Genomic DNA, 19026 nt, shown 5'->3' with positions numbered 1-19026 from the left:
CCTAATTGCCGGTCCGCGACTTCCCGGCTTTCCTGCGGGCCATTTCGAGGAGCCGCTGCGCGACCGGATTCGCATTGGTTTGCGACCAGACCGCACTGAATCGGACCGGCTCCTGAAGCTCCGCCAGGGGAATGAACACGACTTCCTCGTGCCGCTGCTGGGTTGCCGAGGACAGCAGCAACGCCACGCCGAACCCGTCTGACACCAAGTTGAGCAGGTTTTCCCGACCGACCGACTGCATCGACATGCGAATATCGTCCTGTCCGCCCGACAACTTGCCGAGAAAATAGACGTCGAGTTCCGCACCGGTGCCTCCCGACGGGACAAGAAACACCTCGCCGGCGATGTCTTCCCAGCGCAAGGTTTTGCGGTCGTTCAGCGGATGGCCCTTGGGCAGGGCACAGAGCACCTGCTCCTCCCACAACTCGACCGTCTTGCAGCCCGGAACCTCCGCGACATTGGGCAGGAAGGCGACATCGACCCGGTTGCACAACAGGCCGATCTTGGCGCAATCCGAGGACATTTCCTCGACCTTGATCTCTGCCTCCGGGAAGCGGGATCGGAAGTCCCTCAGCAGATCGGCGAGAAAGCCGTCCGCAAGCGACGACATCAACCCAACTCTGATCACTCCATCTGATGCCCGATGAAATTCTCTGAGGTCTCTTATTGCATCCGACAGGAGATTTGCGCCCACCGTCGCGTCCTGGATGAACCGCTGACCAGCCGGTGTCAATCGGACTCCGGTATGGTCTCGGTCGAACAATGGCACTCCAAGTACGCGCTCCAACAGCCCGACTCGGCGATTCACAGTTGTGTGCGAAAGATTAAGACTCTCACCGGCCTTGCTGAAGCTTCCGTGTTGTGCGACCAGAATCGCATATCGCAAATATCGCAGATCAAAGGCGATCTCTGGCATGATATTTCCCCTCTCGTATCCTTACCTCACCACTCTTCACGTTCCCTCTTTTTGTTTTCTTTCCCGATCTAAAATCCCGCTGACGGCCTACATATTCGGATAGTTCGGCCCGTCGCCGCCCTGCGGGGTGGTCCAGACGATGTTCTGCGACGGATCCTTGATGTCGCAGGTCTTGCAATGCACGCAGTTCTGGAAGTTGATCTGGAACTTCGGACCCTCGGGCCCCTCCAGCACCTCATAGACCCCGGCCGGGCAGTATCGCTGCGCCGGTTCCGCATAGACCGGCAGGTTTACCGAAATCGGGATCGCGGGGTCCTTCAGCTTCAGGTGGCAGGGCTGGCTTTCCTCGTGGTTGGTGAAGGAAAACGCCACGTTGGTGAGGCGGTCGAACGAGAGCTTGCCGTCCGGCCTGGGGTAGTCGATGGGCTGGAAATCGGCCGCCTTGCCGGTGGCCTCGGCGTCGGTCTTGCCGTGCTTCCACGTCCCCAGCGGGTTCCAGCCGGTCAGGTTCGCCACCCACATGTCGAAGCCCCCCAGCGCCAGCGAGGGCCACAGCCCCAGCTTCGACCAGACCGGCTTGACGTTGCGCACCGGCTTCAGGTCGCGGGCGATGGCGCCCTGGCGCACCTCGGCCTCGTAATCGGTCAGCTCGTCGCCCGCGCGGCCGGCGGCGATGGCCGCCGCCGCCGCCTCGGCCGCGGCGATGCCCGAGAGCATGGCGTTGTGGTTGCCCTTGATCCGCGGCACGTTCACCAGCCCGGCCGAGCAGCCCAGCAGCGCCGCGCCGGGCACGGTCAGCTTCGGGATCGACTGCCAGCCGCCCTCGGAGATCGCGCGGGCGCCGTAAGCCACGCGCTTGCCGCCTTCCAGAAGCTCCGCGACCATCGGGTGGTGCTTGAAGCGCTGGAACTCCATGTAGGGATAGAGATAGGGGTTCTTGTAGTTCAGGTGCACGACGAAGCCGACCAGCACCTGGTTGCCTTCGAGGTGATAGATGAAGCTGCCGCCGCCGGCATTGCTGCCCAGGGGCCAGCCCATGGTGTGGGTGACGGTGCCGGGCTTGGCCTTGGCGGGGTCGATCTCCCAGATCTCCTTCATGCCGATGCCGAATTTCTGCGGCTCGTGGCCCTTGGAGAGGTCGTATTTGCCGATCAGTTCCTTGGCGAGGCTACCGCGCACGCCTTCGGCGATCAGGACGTATTTGCCGCGCAGCTCCATGCCGGGCTCGTAGGCCGGGCCGGGGGTGCCGTCGGCGTCGAGCCCCATCTCGCCGGCGACGACGCCGACGACGCGGTCGCCCTCGTAGACCAGCTGCGAGCAGGCCATGCCGGGGAAGATCTCGACCTCCAGCGCCTCGGCCTGTTCGGCCAGCCAGCGGCAGACGTTGCCCATGCTGACGATGTATTTGCCGTGGTTCGACATCAGCGGCGGCATCGGCCAGTTCGGGACCCGGATCTGGCCCTGCTCGCCGAGGATGTAGAAATTGTCCCCATGCACCTCGGTGCTGATGGGGGCGCCCTTTTCGTTCCAGTCCGGGATCAGCCGGTCGAGGCCCGAGGTGTCCAGCACCGCGCCCGACAGTATATGCGCGCCGATCTCCGAGCCCTTTTCCAAGAGCACGACGGAGAGTTCCGGGTTCACCTGCTTCAGCCGGATCGCTGCGGACAGCCCCGCGGGACCGCCGCCGACGATCACGACATCGTATTCCATGGATTCGCGGGTGATCTCAGACATGGCTCGTTCTCTTGGACGGAACCCCGGGGAGGTGGCGGGGTCCCGTCCTGCCCCGACGAGGAGAGGAACGGTCGGGGAAGTGAATAAAAAGGTCAGACTTCCAAGCTCGTTGAGTTGCCACGTCGAAAACGCCTCTCATGAGATCCTTACTGGCGTACTGGAAGGGAAATTCGCCAACTCAATGCCTACCGCCCCACAGAAGCCAGAACGCAAGCAACGGATCCGATTTGGCGCGCATCGTATGCTCTATGCCGCCCGGATTATAAACCGTTCCACCGATCCCAGGTGTCACCCAGCCTTCGCCGTGCTGAAACCAATCCCCGTCCGACATCACGAGATACATTTCCTCAGGGGGATGTGTATGAACGGGATACACAATCTGGGGTGCCATAAGACTGACGCCCAACCAGATATCATCGCGCTCTTCCAACCCCCCGGGCCCAATGAGAATTGCGTTGGCATGCCCCTTAAAGAAATCGCCCGTATTTTCCGTTCCCTTCCGGCGCGTCCAGAACAAAGCCGGTGCGATTTCCTTGAAGGCGACCGCGACAGATCGGACTGTCTCGATGTCCGTCTGCGTGGAAATCTCCAAGGCATGCGGAAGATATTTGCAGGCCTCGACTTGAAAGGGAGCATGCGAAGGGCTAGACGGCGTCGGTTGCTCCAACCCACGGAAAGCTGAATCGAGGTCGCCCCGAATTTCCTCCGGTACACCGCTGGCAGCAATTGAAGCTTCAAGATTATCGAGAAGCGTTTGGAGAGCAGCGTTTCTGTTACTCATCGAAGTTTTCCTCGCTTGGAAAATGTTCCGTAATCCCGAGTTGTTAAAATCTGCAGGATCAGCCGCCGGAAACCATCGACCTTGTAATCCGCTTGAGATCGATCTTGCCGACGGCACGGTTATTGCAGTCGACCACAGTCATCTCGCTCTGACCGGAGTCGATCAGTTGTCTCGCGGCATCTTCCAGCAAAGTGCCTTCGGGAACAGACAGGGCAACGCCATCGGCAACTGACTTCTCCATGATCGTCTCCACACGAATAACGCGGGCGCGATTCACATGGCGAACAAAGTCGAGGATGTAATCGTCAGCGGGCGCCATCACGATCTCCTGCCCGGTTCCTTGCTGAACGACCTCTCCGTCACGAAGTATCGCGATCTGATCACCGAGACGCAGAGCCTCGTCCAGATCATGCGTAATGAATACGATGGTCTTCCTGATTTCCTTCTGCAGATCGAGGAGAATCGTCTGCATATCCACTCGGATCAGGGGGTCCAATGCGGAAAATGCCTCGTCCATCAACAGAATGGGAGCATCGTTGGTAAGCGCTCGCGCGAGACCGACGCGCTGCTGCATCCCGCCCGACAGCTGGTTCGGATACTTCGTCTCGAAGCCCTTCAGCCCAACCCGTTCCAGCCAGTGCATCGCGGCTTCGACCTGCCGCTCTCGCGGAAGCCCCTGAACCTCCAGACCGTAAACCGTATTCTCGAGGACATTCCGGTGCGGGAGCAGGCCGAACTTCTGGAATACCATGGCAGTCTTGTGACGACGGAATTCTCTCAGCTCGTTCTGGGACATCTTCACGACATCTTCGCCGCCAACGAGGATCTGCCCGGCGGTGGGATCGACGAGGCGATTGATGTGACGGATCAATGTCGACTTCCCGGAACCCGACAGCCCCATGATGACCTGAATCCCGCCGGCAGGCATCGAGATATTGATGTTCCGCAGCCCGAGGATATGGCCATGCTGATCGTTCAGCTCGGTCTTCGTAATTCCACCTTCAACGAGATGAACCAGTTCCTCCGCGCGCGACCCGAAGATCTTCGAGAGGTTTCTGATCTCGATCCCATACTCGTTTTTGCTCGACTCAGCCATGAACCACCTCCCGATGCTTTTGGAGACGATGGCCATAAGCTTGACTGACCCGATCGAAGATGATCGCGATGCCGACAATTGCCAGACCGTTGAAGATCCCCATGGTGAAATACTGGTTGTTGATCGCCCGCAGAACCGGCTGGCCGAGTCCCTGAACACCGATCATCGATGCGATGACAACCATGGCCAGCGCCATCATGATCGTCTGGTTGATACCCGCCATGATCGTTGGCAGTGCAAGCGGCATCTGGACGTTTTTCAGTTTCTGCCAGGAAGATGAGCCAAAGGCATCTGCCGCCTCGAGCACTTCCTTGTCGACCATGCGAATCCCGAGGTTCGTGAGGCGAATGACCGGAGGAATTGCATAGATGACGACGGCAATGACGCCGGGCACCCGACCGATACCGAGGAGCATGACAACGGGGATAAGATACACGAAGCTGGGCATGGTCTGCATGACGTCCAGAATCGGGTTGATGAAGCTCTGCATCCGGTTCGACCGAGACATCAGAATTCCGGTGGGAATACCGATGGCAATGGCGACCACGGTACAGACGAAAATCATCGAGACCGTCCGCATCGTATCGTCCCACATGTCGAAAAGCCCGATGAGCAACAACGTCAGGACGCTGCCAATGACGATCTTCCAATTGCGACTGGCAAACCAGGCGATCGCGGCGATGACCAGCAGGACGATTGGCCATGGTGTGTTGAGCATCAACCGCTCCGATTGGATCAGAAAGATCCGGAGAGGTTCAAATATGCCCTCGATGATGCCGCCATATGCGCGCGTGAACGCGCGAAACTCATCGTCGATTACTCGCCGAAGTTCTCGCAACGTGCTGTCGCTAAGATGTGGGAAACTCTTGAGCCAGTCCATATCATGCCCTGCTGTGTCTGGTGGTGTCTTCTCTCGACAATGCCTTTCTGGCCGGTCAAAGTGCCGATCGGATATTCTCCGCGGCTTCGGGTGAAACCCATTCTACCCAGATATCCTCGTTATTCCTGAGGAAATGCCATGCGGCGTCATCGCCCGTAGCCTGATTGTCCGCCATCCACGCGAGTAGTGCGTTGACGGTTGCATTCGTCCAAGACCGCTTGTTGAGGTAGTCCAGGATGTCTTCTCCGGCACGCTCAGCAAAATCGGAGGTCATGAGCGTCTGAACAGTTGCGGCACGCCACTCATTCCTCTGGGGATCGGGGCAGTTACCAACGGTGTTGCAGCGCTTCCACTCCTCCTCGTCGAAAGGAACTCCATGATCGAGCTTGACCATTTCATACCTGCCGAGCATTGCAGTCGGCGACCAATAATAGCCGATCCAGCCTTCGTTCCGTTCGTGGGCGCGCGCTAGGGAGCCATCGAGTCCCGCAGCCGATCCGGTATCAATGAAGCGGAAGCCTGCTTCGTCGCCGCCGTAAGCCTTGTAGAACTGCGTCGTCACAAGTGTGCTTCCCCAGCCCTGCGGTCCAGCATGGAATCCGCCCTTATCGGGATTTTCAGGATCAGGGAAAAGCTCCGGGTGCCGGAACGCGTCGTCGATCGTCTTGATATCGGGATGGGCGTCGACAATGTATTTGGGGACCCACCATCCTTGAATCGCGCCATCGGAAATTGCCACCGCGGCCTTCACCAGACGGCCCTCATCCATCCCCCGCTCCAGAAGTTCGGGCACGACATCCAACCAACCTTCGGGGGCGATGTCCGGCGCGCCTCGTTCCACCATAGAGGTAATGGTCGGGACGGTGTCGCCGCTGATTACTCCGACACTACACCCATATCCTTCTTCAAGGATAATTTTATCGAGGCTGGCCAGCACCTCGGCACTGTTCCAGTTCATACTGGCGACGGTGACCTCGCCGCAATCGGCGAACGCCGGCGCTCCGCCGGCGACGAGGAGTCCCAAGAGGGAAAGTCCGGATGTGGTCAAGAGTTGTTTCATCATCGTCTCCTGTTGGTGTGAAAAGGTTCGTTTGAACGACCTTCATGCCGTTCCGAACTCGTTTTTCTTCCGCCAGACCACCGTTGATGCAGGTCTGGTGTCCCTCCGTCAGCGACTTGTCCCGTAGCCCCCTCTGCGCAACGCGCATGTCAACTCGCGCGGCAGAATCGGGCTGGTTCTCGAGATAGAGCCTTCCGATTCGTGTTCAGCAACAATATTTCACAAAGTTGAAAAAATCCACAATAATTTTTCTCACCGAAAAAATGTGCCTCGATTGCGCTCGAACCTGTGCGATTCGGCGACTGATTTTTCGGCCCCGAGGCTTGCAAAGCCTCAAGGTCTGGCGACGCGGTGCGTGTTCACGCACCGCGTCTGCTCTTGTCAGAGCGCCGACTTGATTTTTTCGGCGGCCTCGGGTGTGACCCACTCGGTCCAAATTTCCTCATTGTTTTGAAGGAAATAGACCGTTCCGTCTTCACCGGTAGCCTGATTGTCCGTCATCCACGCCATCAACGCGTTCACCGTCGCGTTGGTCCAGGCCCGCTTGTTGAGGTATTCCATGACGCCCGGGTCCACACGCTTGGCGAAATCCGCAGTCACGAGCGTCTGGACGGTATCGCTCGGCCAGTCGTTGCGCTGCGGATCGGGGCAGTCGGCAACGGAGTTGCAGCGCTTCCACTCTTCCTCGTTCAGCGGAACTCCATGGTCCAGCTTGACCATCTCATAGCGCCCGAGAAGGGCCGTAGGCGACCAGTAGTAACCGAGCCATCCTTCCTGGCGCTCGTAGGCGCGAGCGATGGAGCCATCGAGCCCTGCCGAAGATCCGGTATCGATCAGCTTGAAGCCTGCCTCTTCGGCTTCGTAAGCCTTGTAGAATTGCGTGGTGACCAAAGTGCCGCCCCAACCCTGCTGTCCGTTATAGACCGCTCCCTTGGAGGGATCCTCGGCATCGGGAAACAGCTCCGGATGCTTGAGAGCGTCATCGATCGTCTTGACGTCGGGGTGGGCGTCCGCGACATATTTCGGGATCCACCAACCCTGGACCGCCCCGTCGGAAATCGCCACCGCCGCCGCAACGAGGCGACCTTCGTCCAGTCCGCGGTTGAGAAGTTCCGGGACAAGGTCGATCCATCCTTCGGGCGCGATATCCGGGGCGCCTCGCTCCACCATCGACGTGATTGTCGGGACCGTGTCCCCGCTGATCACGTTCGTATCGCATCCGTAGCCTTCCCGAAGGATGAAGGCGTCCAGAGCGGCAAGTACTTCTGCGCTTTGCCAGTTCATGCTGGCAATCGTCACCTCGCCGCAGTCTTGCGCCATTGCAGCGGTCCCCACGGCACTGAAGCCGAGAGCCAGAATAGTCGCTTTGGTAGTCCTTTTCATCGAACTTCTCCCTGAGCGGTGTACCTGTTTCCTGCTTTGCCGGCCACACCGCCTCCACCGGCCACAAGCAGTCGGGCCTTAATCTTGACCGGCAATGACCTTGGTCAGCGCCCGGTCGATACTGTCGGTAATGCGGTCGATGTCGTCCGCCGTGGCGATCAGGGCGGGGGAGAGGCAAAGGGTGTTGTTCAGTCCCCCGTCCAGAGAGCGGTTGGTCGCGCCGATGATGACCCCTTGCCCCATGCAATCGGCCACCACCGCCTGAACCAGCCTCTCGGCCAGAGGTTCTTTCGTCTTGCGGTCCGCAACCAATTCCGCGCCCAAGAAAAGACCCTTGCCACGGACGTCGCCGATCACCGCGTGCCGATCCATCAGTGCGTTCAGGTTGGCCAGCGCGCGCTCGCCCATGCGGGTGGTGTTGTCCAGCAGCCCTTCGTCCTCGATGATGCGCATGTTCTCCAGCGCCGCGACCGGGCCGGCGGTGCAGCCGCCGAAGGTCGAGATGTCGCGGAAATAGCTCATGCCGTCCTCGGGCGCGTCCTTGAACATCTCGAAGACGCGCTCGGTCGTGACGGTGCAGCTGATCGCCGCATAGCCCGAGGCCACGCCCTTCGCCATCGTCACGATATCCGGCTGAATGCCGTAATGCTGATAGCCGAACCAGGTGCCGGTGCGGCCCAGACCGCAGACCACCTCGTCGATATGCAGCAGGATGTCGTATTTGCGGCAGATCTCCTGTACCCGCTGCCAATAGCCTTCGGGCGGGGTGATCACGCCGCCGCCGGCCGTCACCGGCTCCAGCACGATGGCGCCCACCGTGTCAGGGCCCTCGCGCAGGATCACCTCCTCGATGGCGTCGGCGGCACGCTCGCCGTAGTTCTCGACATCCCATTGCTTGCGGTATTCGAGGCAATGCGGAACCATGACGAAGCCGTCGGGATAGGGGCCGTACTGATGCGCCCGCTGCGGCTGGCCCGAGGTCGCCAGCGTGCCGATCGTTGTGCCGTGATAGTCGCGTTCGCGGTAGAGGATCTTCCATTTCCGCCCGCCGTGATGGCGCGCGGCAATCTGGCGCACCATCTTGTAGGCCTTCTCGTTCGCCTCGGAACCCGAGTTCGAGTAATAGACCCGGCTCATCCCCGGCATCTTCTCGATCAGCTTCTGTGCGAAGACGGCGGCGGGGACGTTGCCCGCGGCGCCGGCGTAATAGTTCAGCTTGACCAACTGGTCGCGCACGGCATCGGCGATGCTGGTCCGTCCGTAACCTACATTGACCGTCCAGACGCCCCCGGACACGGCATCCAGATATTCCTTGCCGGTGGCGTCCCACAGGCGCATCCCCTTGCCCTCGACGAAGACGCGGGGGTCGATGTTCTCATATTGCTTGTGCTGGCTGAGATGGTGCCAGACATGTGCGCGGTCGGCCGCGACGATCGGAGCAAGGTCGTTAACGGAAGGCTGGACAGTCATGAACTGATCCTCGCTATGAATGATTAACGGATACGAACGGGATCACCCCATTCGTTCGGAGGCATAGGATCCGGGCGAAGCCGGGAAGACGACCGTTCTGTTGCCGTTCAAGAAAACGCGGCGGTGGATATGGGCGTGGATAGCGCGGGCCAGAACCTGGCTTTCGACGTCGCGGCCGAGGCTGACATAGTCTTCGGGCGATTGGGCATGGGTCACCCTGATGATGTCCTGTTCGATGATCGGGCCCTCATCGAGGTCGGAGGTGACATAATGGCTGGTCGCGCCGATCAGCTTCACCCCGCGCTCATAGGCCTGCTTGTAGGGATTGGCGCCCTTGAAGCTGGGCAGGAAGCTGTGGTGGATGTTGATGATCCGGCCCGACATCTTCTGGCACATCGCATCCGACAGCACCTGCATGTAGCGCGCCAGCACGATCAGTTCGGCCCCGGTTTCCTCGACCACCGCCATGATCCGCGCCTCGGCGTCAGGCTTGTTTTCCCTGGTCACCTGGATGCGATGGAAGGGAATATCGTGGTTCACCACAACCTTCTGATAGTCCATGTGGTTGGAAATCACCGCCACGATGTCGATGGGTAGCGCCCCGATCCGCCAACGGTAGAGAAGATCGTTCAGGCAATGGCCGAAACGGCTGACCATGATGACGACCTTCATCTTCTCGGTCTCGTCGTGGATTGCATAATCCATATCGAAAGGTTTGGCCGGAGCGGCCAGGCCCGCGCGCAAGTCCTCGAGTCCCACGCCTTCCTCGGAAACGAAGCTGACGCGCATGAAGAAGCGACCGGTCTCGGGATCGTCGAATTGGCTGGAATCGGTGATGTTGCAGCCATGCTCGGCCAGGAAGCCGGCCACGGTGGCGACGATGCCGCGCGTCGATGGACAGGTGACCGTCAGCGTGTATTTCTTCATCTGGCTCTCCACTGAAGAGGCAAGGCCCTGGTTTCCTGCTTGCCTGGATTGTTCCGGGGACCGGGAGCAAAGCCCCCCGATCCGAATGTTCGTTCGCCTTTCAGGCGGTGAGGCCCTCCGGTTCGGGCAGGTTGTTGGCCCGGCAGCAAGCGGTCAGCGTATTGGCCAGCAGGCAGGCAATGGTCATCGGGCCGACGCCCCCGGGGACTGGCGTGATCGCTCCCGCGACCTGTGCAGCACTGTCGAAATCCACGTCTCCGACCAGCCGGGTCTTGCCACCTTCCTCAATGCGGTTGATGCCAACGTCGATCACCGTCGCACCGGGCTTGACCCAGTCGCCAGGTATCATCTTCGGCCGTCCCACGGCGGCGACCAGGATGTCGGCGGCGCGGCATACTGCGGCCAGCTCCTTCGTCCGCGAATGTGCGATCGTCACCGTGCAGCTTTCCCTCACGAGCAACTGGGCCATGGGCTTGCCGACTATATTGGAACGTCCGACCACGACAGCATTCAGCCCCGAAAGATCGCCCAACCGGTCGCGCAAAAGCATCAGGCAGCCCAAAGGCGTACAGGGCACCATCGCATTCTGCCCGGTTGCCAAAAGCCCGACATTGGAGACGTGGAACCCATCGACGTCCTTTGCAGGATCAATGGCGTTGATGACCGCCTCGGCGTCCATGTGCCCGGGCAGGGGCAGTTGCACGAGGATGCCGTTTACCGACGCATCGGCATTCAGCCGGGCGATCAGCGTCAGCAGATCCGTTTGCGGCGTCTCTGCAGGCAGCCTGTACTCAAAGCTGACCATGCCCGCTTCACGTGTCTGGATACCCTTATTGCGGACATAGACCTGGCTCGCCGGATCCTCGCCGACCAGCACCACCGCAAGACCGGGCGTGATGCCGTAATCGGCTTTCAGGCGCGTGACATGCTCCGCAACCCGCGCCCGTACTTCCGCAGCAAAGCCCTTGCCGTCGATCGGAGCGGCTCGGTTGATTGCAAGTTCCCCCGACATTACAGTTTCCCGGTCAATTCGGGGACGGTGGTGAACAGATCGCCGACCAGGCCGTAATCGGCGACCTGGAAGATGGGTGCCTCTTCGTCCTTGTTGATCGCCACGATGACCTTGCTGTCCTTCATCCCCGCAAGGTGCTGGATCGCGCCCGAGATGCCGACGGCGACGTAAAGTTCGGGCGCGACCACCTTCCCGGTCTGCCCGACCTGCCAGTCGTTCGGCGCATAGCCCGAATCCACCGCGGCCCGCGAGGCGCCAACCGCCGCGCCCAGCTTGTCGGCCAGGGCCTCAATGATGGCGAACTGCTCTTTCGAGCCGACGCCGCGACCGCCCGAGACCACCCGGCCCGCCGAGGTCAGTTCGGGGCGGTCGCTGGCCGCGACCTCGTCACCAACCCATTTCGACAGGCCCGGATCATCGGCCGGCGTGGCATCCGAAACCGAGGCCGAGCCGCCATCGCCCGCCGCATCGAAGCTGGCGGTGCGCACGGTCAGCACCTTCTTGCCGTCCGAGGATTTCACCGTCTGGATCGCGTTGCCGGCATAGACGGGGCGCTCGAAGGTGTCGGCATCGACCACGGCGGACACGTCCGGGATCACCATCACGTCCAGAAGCGCGGCCACGCGCGGCATCACGTTCTTGGCGTCCGTGGTCGAGGGCGCGACGACATGGCTGTAATCGCCCGCCAGCGCCACGATCAGCGCCGCGGTCGGCTCGGCCAGGCGATGGCCATAGCGCGCATCCTCGGCCACCAGAACCTTGGCGACGCCGGCGATGCCCGCGGCCTCGGCGGCGGCCTCCTTGGCATGCGCCCCGGCGCAGAGCACTGTCACATCGCCCAAACCCTTGACCGCATTGACGGCCTTCGCCGTCGCGTCGCGGTTCAGCACCCCGTTCGTGACTTCTCCAAGCAGCAGAACAGCCATCAGATCACCCCCGCTTCCTTCAGTTTCGATACCAGCTCATCGACCGAGCCGACCTTGATCCCGGCCTTGCGCCCCTCGGGTTCGCGCGTGGAAACCACCGTCAGGCGCGGTGTCACGTCGACGCCGTAATCACCCGCCGTCTTTTCCTCGAGCGGCTTCTTCTTCGCCTTCATGATGTTGGGAAGGCTGGCATAGCGCGGCTCGTTCAGGCGCAGGTCGGCGGTGACCACGGCGGGCAGGCTGACCTCGATGGTCTGCAAGCCGCCATCGACCTCGCGCGTGACCTTGGCCTTGCCGCCCTCGATCTCGACCTTGCTGGCGAATGCCGCCTGGCCCCAGCCCAGGATCGCCGAAAGCATCTGCCCGGTGGCGTTCATGTCGTTGTCGATCGCCTGCTTGCCGGCGATCACCAGTTCGGCGCCTTCGGCCTTGGCGACCTCGGCCAGGATCTTGGCGACGGCCAGCGGCTCGATGTCCTGATGCACATCATCGGCGGCGACGACCAGGATCGCGCGGTCGGCACCCATGGCGAGCGCGGTGCGCAGCGTTTCCTGCGCCTGCTTGACGCCGATGGAAACCGCGATGACCTCTTCGGCCTTCCCGGCCTCCTTCAACCGGATCGCCTCCTCGACCGCAATCTCGTCGAAGGGGTTCATCGACATCTTCACGTTCGCAAGATCGACGCCAGACCCGTCCGCCTTGACGCGGGCCTTCACGTTGTAGTCGATCACACGCTTCACGGGGACAAGAACCTTCATGAGCAAGTATCTCCCTGAGTTTGTTCATCATTCAGTTGAAGCGTCACGCCTTCACCCGTGCGGATTTCGGGTCATAAAGCGGCGCGAGGCTGGCGTCGGCGGCCACGATCCGGCCCGCCACGTCGATGGCATAGGCCGAGGCCAGCATCTCGGCCGGGGTCTCATCCGGCCGGCAGGGCACATAGCCAAGGCCGATGGCACCGCCAAGCGCGTGGCCGTAATTGCCCGAGGTCAGGAAGCCGACGATCCTGCCGTCGCGCAGGATCGGCTCGTTGTGGAACAGCAGCGGCTCGGGGTCGCGCAGCCGGAACTGGACCAGGCGGCGGGTCAGCTCGGTTTCGCGCTTCCTCAGCACCGCATCGCGGCCGATGAAATCGCCCTTGCCGGTTTTCACCGCGAAGCCGAGGCCGGCCTCAAGCACGTGGTCCTCGTCGGTGATGTCATGGCCGAAATGGCGATAGGCCTTTTCGATGCGGCAACTGTCCATCGCGTGCAGGCCACACAGCTTCAGGCCCAGGGCCTCGCCCGCCTCGGCCAGGGTCTCGAACACATGCGCGGCCTGGTCGGTCGAAACGTAAAGCTCCCATCCCAATTCGCCGACATAGGTGACGCGATGGGCGCGGGCCAGACCCATGCCGATCTCGATCTCGCGCGCGGTGCCGAAGGGATGCGCCTCGTTCGAGAAGTCGTCGGGCGAGACCAGCGACAGCAGCTCTCGCGAGCGCGGGCCCATCAGCGGCAGCACGGCCTCGGCGGCGGTGATGTCGGTGATCGTCACCCATTCGTCACCCAGATGCCGGCGCAGCCAGGCCAGGTCGCGCTGCAAGGTCGCGCCGGGAACAACCAGGAAGAAGGCGGTTTCCGAAAGCCGGGTGATGGTCAGGTCGCATTCGATGCCGCCGCGGTCGTTCAGCATCTGGGTATAGACGATCCGCCCCGCGGGAACGTCCATGTCGTTCGCGCAAAGCCGTTGCAGGAAGGCAAGCGCATCGCGGCCCTCGACCCGGATCTTGCCGAAGCTGGTCATGTCCAGAAGCCCGACGCCCTCGCGCATCGCCATATGCTCGGCGCGCTGGTTGTCGAACCAATTCTGGCGCTTCCAGCTGTAGCGGTACTCGCGCTCCTGTCCATCATTCGCGAACCAGTTGGCGCGCTCCCAGCCCGCAGTCTCACCAAAGACCGCGCCCCGTTCCTTGAGTTGCTCGTGCAGCGGCGAGCGGCGGATGCCGCGCGAGGTCGCGGGTTGCCGGTAGGGGAAATGGTCTGCGTATAGCAGGCCGAGGGTCTCGGTGACCCTCTCGCGCAGATAGCGGCGATTGCGCTGGAAGGGCTGGGCGCGGCGGATATCGACCTCCCACAGGTCGAAAGGCGGCTCGCCATCGTTCATCCATTGCGCCAGCGCCATGCCCGCGCCGCCCGAGGACACGATGCCGATGGAATTGTATCCCGCCGCAACCCAATAACCCTTCAGCTCCGGCGCCTCGCCCAGATAATAGCGATCGTCGGGGGTGAAACTCTCTGGACCGTTGAAGAAGGTGTGGATGCCCGCCTGGCCCAGCAACGGCATGCGGGCCACGGCTTTTTCCAGGATCGGCTCGAAATGGTCGAAATCCTCGGGCAGTTGGTCGAAGCAGAAATCCTCGGGGATGCCGGACATGCCCCAGGGCTTGGCCTTCGGTTCGAACGCCCCCAGCAGGATCTTGCCCGCATCCTCCTTGTAATAGGCGCATTCGTCGGGGACGCGCAGCACCGGAAGCTGGGCCAGTTCGGGGATGTTCTCGGTGACGATATAGAAATGCTCGCAGGCGTGCAGCGGCAGTGTGACGCCATTCCGCGCCGCAAGGTCACGGCCCCACATGCCGCCGCAGTTCACCACGTTTTCCGTAGCGATATGGCCGCTTTCCCCGCCCGACTCCCAATCGACGCCAGTCACGCGGCCATCCTTCGTCACCACCCTGGTGACCTTGACCTGCTCGACGATCTTCGCGCCGTTCTGACGCGCGCCCTTGGCTAGTGCCAGCGCGATATTGCCCGGATCGGCCTGACCGTCCAGCGGCAGGTGGACGCCGGCGACCACATCGGAAATCTCAAGATGCGGATAGAGGTCCAGCACCTCGCGCGGCGAAAGCTCGTTGACGTCCACCCCGAAGGCGCGAGCCAGCGCTGCCTGGCGGAAAATCTCCTCGCGCCGCTCTTCGGTCAGCGCCACGGTAATTGAGCCGCATTGCCTGAGACCGGTCGCAAGCCCGGTCTCGGCTTCCAGCTTGGTGTAGAGATCGGCGGAATACTTCGCCAGCCGGGTCATGTTCTGGCTGGCGCGCAACTGGCCGATCAGCCCCGCCGCGTGCCAGGTGGTGCCGGATGTCAGCTGTTTGCGTTCCAGCAGCACAATGTCGGTCCAACCGAGCTTGGCCAGGTGATAGGCGACCGAACAACCGGAAACACCGCCCCCTATGATGACCACGCGCGCCTTTGCGGGGATTTCTACCATGTTTTCCTTCTTCCTGTTGGGAGCCGCCATCTACGAGGATGGCGGCATTGTTGTTGTTTTTCCTTTTTGTCTGTCTCCCCGGCACCGGAGAGGCAAAAATCAGGCCCTGATGCGAGCGTTTTCGGGGTCCCAAAGCCCGCCATCGCCAGCAACCTTCGCGGAATAGCGCTGGTCGAAGATCTCAACCTCGACCTCGGTACCGGGAATGTTCAGATCGTTCTCGATCATGCCGAGTCCAATGCAGGCTCCGACACGGTTGCCCCAACCGGATGAGGTCAACTCTCCCACGATGCGATCCCCGTGCCAGATCGAGGACATATAGGGCGCGTCATGGTCCTCGCAGTCGATCACCAGCGTGACAAAGCTGCTCGGACGCGGAGCCTCACGCTCTGCTTCCAGCGCCCCCTTGCCGCGAAATTCGGGTTTCCGCCAATCGACGAAGCGCCCTAGTCCCGATTGCAGCACGGTGTAATCGGTCGAAAGATCGCCCTTCCACGCCCGATAGCCCTTTTCGAGCCGCAGCGAATCCAGCGCGAACATGCCGAAGGCGCGCAGCCCAAGAGGTTGGCCCGCTGCCCAGACGGCATCCCAGACCGCCACGGTGTCCGCTGTGCGCGTGTGCAGTTCCCAGCCCAGTTCGCCGGCAAAGCTGACCCGCGCGAACCAGACGTCACGGCCCACGACCTTGCCCCACTGATGCGTCAGCCAGCCCTTCGTCAGGTCGGCCTCGGCCCCGGCGGCCAGCAACACATCGCGCGACCGCGGGCCGGACAGGATCTGCGTGGACCATTCGGTGGTCTCGTTGACCAGGGAAAGGCCCGGTTCCAGGTGCCTGCGCAGCCATTCCTGATCATGCGATTCAGCCGAGGCGGCGGTGATCAGCAGGATCTCGTCCTCGGCGATCCGGGCCAGCGACATTTCCGTCACCACCCGGCCCGCGTCGTCGGCGAAATAGCCCAGACCCAACCGTCCGACCGAAGGCACCTTGCCGGTGATCTGGCGCGACACCCAATCGGCCGCGCCCGGCCCGGTCAGGCGGAAGCGCGAGAAACCCGGCAGGTCCAGGATCCCCGCCGCATCGCGCACGGCGGCGCATTCCTCGGCCACCGCCCCGAACCACGGCCCCTCGCGGCGCCAGGTCCGCTGAGCCTCCTCGGCGGTATCGTCGCCGGGACGGGCATACCAGAGCGGACGCTCCCAACCGTTATAGGGTCCAAATTGCGCACCCAGTGCCTCGGTCCTGGCATGAATGGCCGAGACCTTCTTCATCCGTCCCTCGGGCCAGACGTGATGCGGAAAATGCATCGCATATTCGTTGGCGTAGATCTCCTTGCCCTTGGCGATGGCATAGTCCCGGTCCTCGAAGCCGGTGAAGCGGCGCGGATCGCAGGACCACATGTCCCATTCGGTCGCCCCTTCGGTGATCCATTCCGCCAGCACCTTGCCGGCACCGCCGCCCTGGCAGATGCCGAAGGTGAAGACGCAGGCCTCGAAGGCATTCGGCACGCCGGGCATCGGGCCGATGAGCGGATTTCCGTCGGGCGTGTAGGGGATCGGGCCGTTGATCACGCTGGTCAGCGCACCCTTTTCCAGCAGCGGCACCCGCTCCATCGCGTCGGTCATGTGCCATTCCAGCCGGTCCAGATCGTCGGGATAAAGCTGGAAGCTGAAATCCTCCGGGAAGGGATCGTCGGGTGTGATCCAATGGGCGCGGCAGTTGCGCTCATAGGGCCCGAGATTGAAGCCGAATTTCTCCTGCCGCAGGTAATAGCTGCTGTCCACGTCACGCAGCAGCGGCAGCTTGTGGCCGGTTTCCTTGGTCCAGGCCTCGATCTCGGGGATGGTGTCGAACAGCAGATATTGATGGCTCATCACCACCATCGGCAGTTCGCGCCCGAACCAGCGGGCGACCTGGCCGGCATAGTAACCCGCCGCGTTCACGATATATTCGCAGCGGATTTCGCCCTTGGGGGTCGAGATGACCCATTCGTCGCCCTCGCGCCGGGCGCCGGTGGCGGGGCAGAAACGCTCGATCCGGGCGCCCATCTGGCGCGCACCCTTGGCCAGCGCCTGCGTCAGTTGCGCCGGGTCGATGTCGCCGTCGCAGGGATCGTAAAGCGCGCCGGTCAGGTCATGGGTCGAGACGAAGGGATATTTCCCGAGCAACTCGTCCGGGGTCAGGATCTCCATATCCATGTTCTGACGGCGGCCCATGCCGACGACGCGGCGGAACTCGTCCAACCGCTCGGCGCTGTGGCCGAGACGAACCGAACCGGTGACATGATAGTTCATCGGATAATCGACCTCGTCGGCCAGCCGGCGGTAAAGGTCCGCGGAATACCGCTGCATGTTCATGATCGACCAGCTGGCCGAGAAGGTCGGCACATTGCCCGCTGCATGCCAGGTGGAGCCGGCGGTCAGCTCGTTCTTCTCCAGCAGGACGCAGTCGCTCCACCCCGCTTTGGCGAGGTGATAGAGCGCGGAGACGCCGACCACGCCTCCGCCGATGATGACAACTCTGGCGGTGGCCGGAAATGACGACATGCAGATTACCTCCCTGGTGCGTGCGACGCGTCTGTGCGGTGAATTTTTCTATGGTTGCGGAGTCAAATTTGAAAATCAAGAACTATTATTCACTATGGATGAATCTGCCAGCTAGATAGCATCGGACCTGATCTCTTCTCCTTGAAATCCTTGCCAATGACGTCGTAACAGGGGATCTTACGCCCGGCATGAAACCGCATAGGACGCTTCCCCTTTGATCTTGAACAATCTTGTTGGGAACGACATCAGGGCGCTGCGCAAGTCGCGTGGCTTCACCATCAAGGAATTGTCGGCGGTACTCGGCCGTTCGGTGGGCTGGCTCAGCCAGGTGGAGAGAGGACAAGCGGTCCCATCGATCCAGGACCTGTCGACCATCGCCACGCATTTCGGGGTGAACATCAGCTTCTTTTTCCGCTCCGCGAATCAGCGGCCCGAGGAGCGTGGCCTGATCCTTCGCGTGGCGGATCGCACCTCGATCGGCTCCAGCGAGACCGGTCTGGTGGAGGAGTTGCTGTCGCCGACGCTCGGCGGCAGCTTCGAAATGATCAAGTCCACCTTCGCCCCCAGATCCAGCAGCGGCGGCTTGAAGGCGTCCCGGAAAGCGGAGGATGGCGGCGTGCTGATCTCGGGCGAGTTGACCCTGTGGATCGGCACTCTCGAGGTGCAACTCAAAGCCGGGGACAGCTTTCAGTTCGTCGAGCAGGACTATGGCTGGCGCAACGACGGGGAGGTTCCGGCGGTGGTAATCTGGATCATATCGCCGGCGATATATTGAAGATGGACTCCGGTCCCGCTGAGGCGCCAGACAGCTCGATTTTCTCCGAGGCACGAATATCGCTCCCTGAATCGATCGTTTCCATGACCGAAGGCAGGGGGGCCTACGCCCCCCTTCCATGTGTCGTTCAGCTCTTCTGGGTTCAGTCCATCGCCTTGAAGTTCAGCGCGACGCCGTCCTTGATGCCCGAGAACCACCGTGCGGTGACGGTCTTGGTCTTGGTGTAGAAGCGGAAGGCGTCGGGGCCATACTGGTTCAGATCGCCGAAACCAG

15 protein-coding genes are annotated in these 19026 nt (G+C 61.8%); 1 reads left to right on the top strand and 14 read right to left on the bottom strand.

The window, feature by feature from the left end:
• Window position 1 precedes the first annotated feature (1 nt).
• The 14 genes from ACDP63_RS20025 to ACDP63_RS19960 all read right to left on the bottom strand — a co-directional run bounded on the left by ACDP63_RS20025 (window position 2) and on the right by ACDP63_RS19960 (window position 17978).
• Window positions 2-916 (bottom strand): LysR family transcriptional regulator, encoded by a 915-nt coding sequence (locus ACDP63_RS20025; RefSeq protein WP_409928560.1) that lies wholly within the window; start codon window positions 914-916, stop codon window positions 2-4.
• Between the two features lie 87 nt (window positions 917-1003).
• Window positions 1004-2650: an electron transfer flavoprotein-ubiquinone oxidoreductase gene (locus tag ACDP63_RS20020; RefSeq protein ID WP_409928559.1), complete on the bottom strand. Its 1647-nt coding sequence runs from the start codon at window positions 2648-2650 to the stop codon at window positions 1004-1006.
• A 178-nt stretch (window positions 2651-2828) separates the two neighbouring features.
• A complete protein-coding gene (locus ACDP63_RS20015; protein WP_409928558.1) occupies window positions 2829-3431 on the bottom strand; it encodes a dimethylsulfonioproprionate lyase family protein in 603 nt (200 codons plus the stop codon).
• Between the two features lie 58 nt (window positions 3432-3489).
• Window positions 3490-4527, bottom strand: coding sequence for a glycine betaine/L-proline ABC transporter ATP-binding protein (locus tag ACDP63_RS20010; protein ID WP_409928557.1), 1038 nt, complete (start codon window positions 4525-4527; stop codon window positions 3490-3492).
• Window positions 4520-5407 (bottom strand): ABC transporter permease, encoded by an 888-nt coding sequence (locus tag ACDP63_RS20005; protein WP_409928556.1) that lies wholly within the window; start codon window positions 5405-5407, stop codon window positions 4520-4522. The genes ACDP63_RS20010 and ACDP63_RS20005 overlap by 8 nt, the downstream gene beginning before the upstream one ends.
• Window positions 5408-5462: 55 nt before the next feature.
• Complete coding sequence (locus ACDP63_RS20000) at window positions 5463-6470, bottom strand: ABC transporter substrate-binding protein (protein ID WP_409928555.1); 1008 nt, start codon at window positions 6468-6470, stop codon at window positions 5463-5465.
• A gap of 378 nt (window positions 6471-6848) precedes the next feature.
• The gene (locus ACDP63_RS19995) at window positions 6849-7850 is read right to left on the bottom strand and encodes an ABC transporter substrate-binding protein (protein ID WP_409928554.1); all 1002 of its coding nucleotides are present in this window, start codon (window positions 7848-7850) and stop codon (window positions 6849-6851) included.
• 78 nt (window positions 7851-7928) lie between these two features.
• A complete protein-coding gene (gene tpa, locus ACDP63_RS19990) occupies window positions 7929-9320 on the bottom strand; it encodes a hypotaurine--pyruvate aminotransferase Tpa (protein WP_409928553.1) in 1392 nt (463 codons plus the stop codon).
• 42 nt (window positions 9321-9362) lie between these two features.
• The gene (gene purU, locus ACDP63_RS19985; protein ID WP_409928552.1) at window positions 9363-10247 is read right to left on the bottom strand and encodes a formyltetrahydrofolate deformylase; all 885 of its coding nucleotides are present in this window, start codon (window positions 10245-10247) and stop codon (window positions 9363-9365) included.
• Window positions 10248-10347: 100 nt separating this feature from the next.
• The gene (gene folD / locus ACDP63_RS19980) at window positions 10348-11259 is read right to left on the bottom strand and encodes a bifunctional methylenetetrahydrofolate dehydrogenase/methenyltetrahydrofolate cyclohydrolase FolD (protein WP_409928551.1); all 912 of its coding nucleotides are present in this window, start codon (window positions 11257-11259) and stop codon (window positions 10348-10350) included.
• The gene (locus ACDP63_RS19975) at window positions 11259-12185 is read right to left on the bottom strand and encodes an electron transfer flavoprotein subunit alpha/FixB family protein (protein WP_409928550.1); all 927 of its coding nucleotides are present in this window, start codon (window positions 12183-12185) and stop codon (window positions 11259-11261) included. Before ACDP63_RS19975 ends, folD begins: the two co-directional genes overlap by 1 nt.
• A complete protein-coding gene (locus ACDP63_RS19970) occupies window positions 12185-12943 on the bottom strand; it encodes an electron transfer flavoprotein subunit beta/FixA family protein (protein WP_409928549.1) in 759 nt (252 codons plus the stop codon). Before ACDP63_RS19970 ends, ACDP63_RS19975 begins: the two co-directional genes overlap by 1 nt.
• A gap of 43 nt (window positions 12944-12986) precedes the next feature.
• Window positions 12987-15434 (bottom strand): FAD-dependent oxidoreductase, encoded by a 2448-nt coding sequence (locus tag ACDP63_RS19965; protein ID WP_409928548.1) that lies wholly within the window; start codon window positions 15432-15434, stop codon window positions 12987-12989.
• A 99-nt stretch (window positions 15435-15533) separates the two neighbouring features.
• Window positions 15534-17978: an FAD-dependent oxidoreductase gene (locus ACDP63_RS19960; RefSeq protein ID WP_409928547.1), complete on the bottom strand. Its 2445-nt coding sequence runs from the start codon at window positions 17976-17978 to the stop codon at window positions 15534-15536.
• A gap of 214 nt (window positions 17979-18192) precedes the next feature.
• Between ACDP63_RS19960 and ACDP63_RS19955 the strand changes: the two genes are divergently transcribed.
• Complete coding sequence (locus ACDP63_RS19955; RefSeq protein WP_409928546.1) at window positions 18193-18753, top strand: helix-turn-helix domain-containing protein; 561 nt, start codon at window positions 18193-18195, stop codon at window positions 18751-18753.
• Window positions 18754-19026: the final 273 nt, after the last annotated feature.

It is taken from the genome of Paracoccus sp. P2 (genome assembly GCF_046335115.1).
Lineage (GTDB): Bacteria > Pseudomonadota > Alphaproteobacteria > Rhodobacterales > Rhodobacteraceae > Paracoccus > Paracoccus pantotrophus.
The sequence above is the reverse complement of the archived record's forward strand: the minus strand, read 5'-3'. Positions and strand labels throughout refer to the sequence as shown.

Bases quoted from the DNA above. Each gene is read 5' to 3' on its own strand.
- ACDP63_RS20010 (WP_409928557.1), bottom strand. From the start codon at position 4,527: ATGGCTGAGTCGAGCAAAAACGAGTATGGGATCGAGATCAGAAACCTC.
- ACDP63_RS19965 (WP_409928548.1), bottom strand. From the start codon at position 15,434: ATGGTAGAAATCCCCGCAAAGGCGCGCGTGGTCATCATAGGGGGCGGT.
- ACDP63_RS19970 (WP_409928549.1), bottom strand. From the start codon at position 12,943: ATGAAGGTTCTTGTCCCCGTGAAGCGTGTGATCGACTACAACGTGAAG.
- ACDP63_RS20000 (WP_409928555.1), bottom strand. From the start codon at position 6,470: ATGATGAAACAACTCTTGACCACATCCGGACTTTCCCTCTTGGGACTC.
- ACDP63_RS19960 (WP_409928547.1), bottom strand. From the start codon at position 17,978: ATGTCGTCATTTCCGGCCACCGCCAGAGTTGTCATCATCGGCGGAGGC.
- folD (WP_409928551.1), bottom strand. From the start codon at position 11,259: ATGTCGGGGGAACTTGCAATCAACCGAGCCGCTCCGATCGACGGCAAG.
- ACDP63_RS20025 (WP_409928560.1), bottom strand. From the start codon at position 916: ATGCCAGAGATCGCCTTTGATCTGCGATATTTGCGATATGCGATTCTG.
- ACDP63_RS20020 (WP_409928559.1), bottom strand. From the start codon at position 2,650: ATGTCTGAGATCACCCGCGAATCCATGGAATACGATGTCGTGATCGTC.
- ACDP63_RS19975 (WP_409928550.1), bottom strand. From the start codon at position 12,185: ATGGCTGTTCTGCTGCTTGGAGAAGTCACGAACGGGGTGCTGAACCGC.
- tpa (WP_409928553.1), bottom strand. From the start codon at position 9,320: ATGACTGTCCAGCCTTCCGTTAACGACCTTGCTCCGATCGTCGCGGCC.
- ACDP63_RS20015 (WP_409928558.1), bottom strand. From the start codon at position 3,431: ATGAGTAACAGAAACGCTGCTCTCCAAACGCTTCTCGATAATCTTGAA.
- ACDP63_RS20005 (WP_409928556.1), bottom strand. From the start codon at position 5,407: ATGGACTGGCTCAAGAGTTTCCCACATCTTAGCGACAGCACGTTGCGA.
- purU (WP_409928552.1), bottom strand. From the start codon at position 10,247: ATGAAGAAATACACGCTGACGGTCACCTGTCCATCGACGCGCGGCATC.
- ACDP63_RS19995 (WP_409928554.1), bottom strand. From the start codon at position 7,850: ATGAAAAGGACTACCAAAGCGACTATTCTGGCTCTCGGCTTCAGTGCC.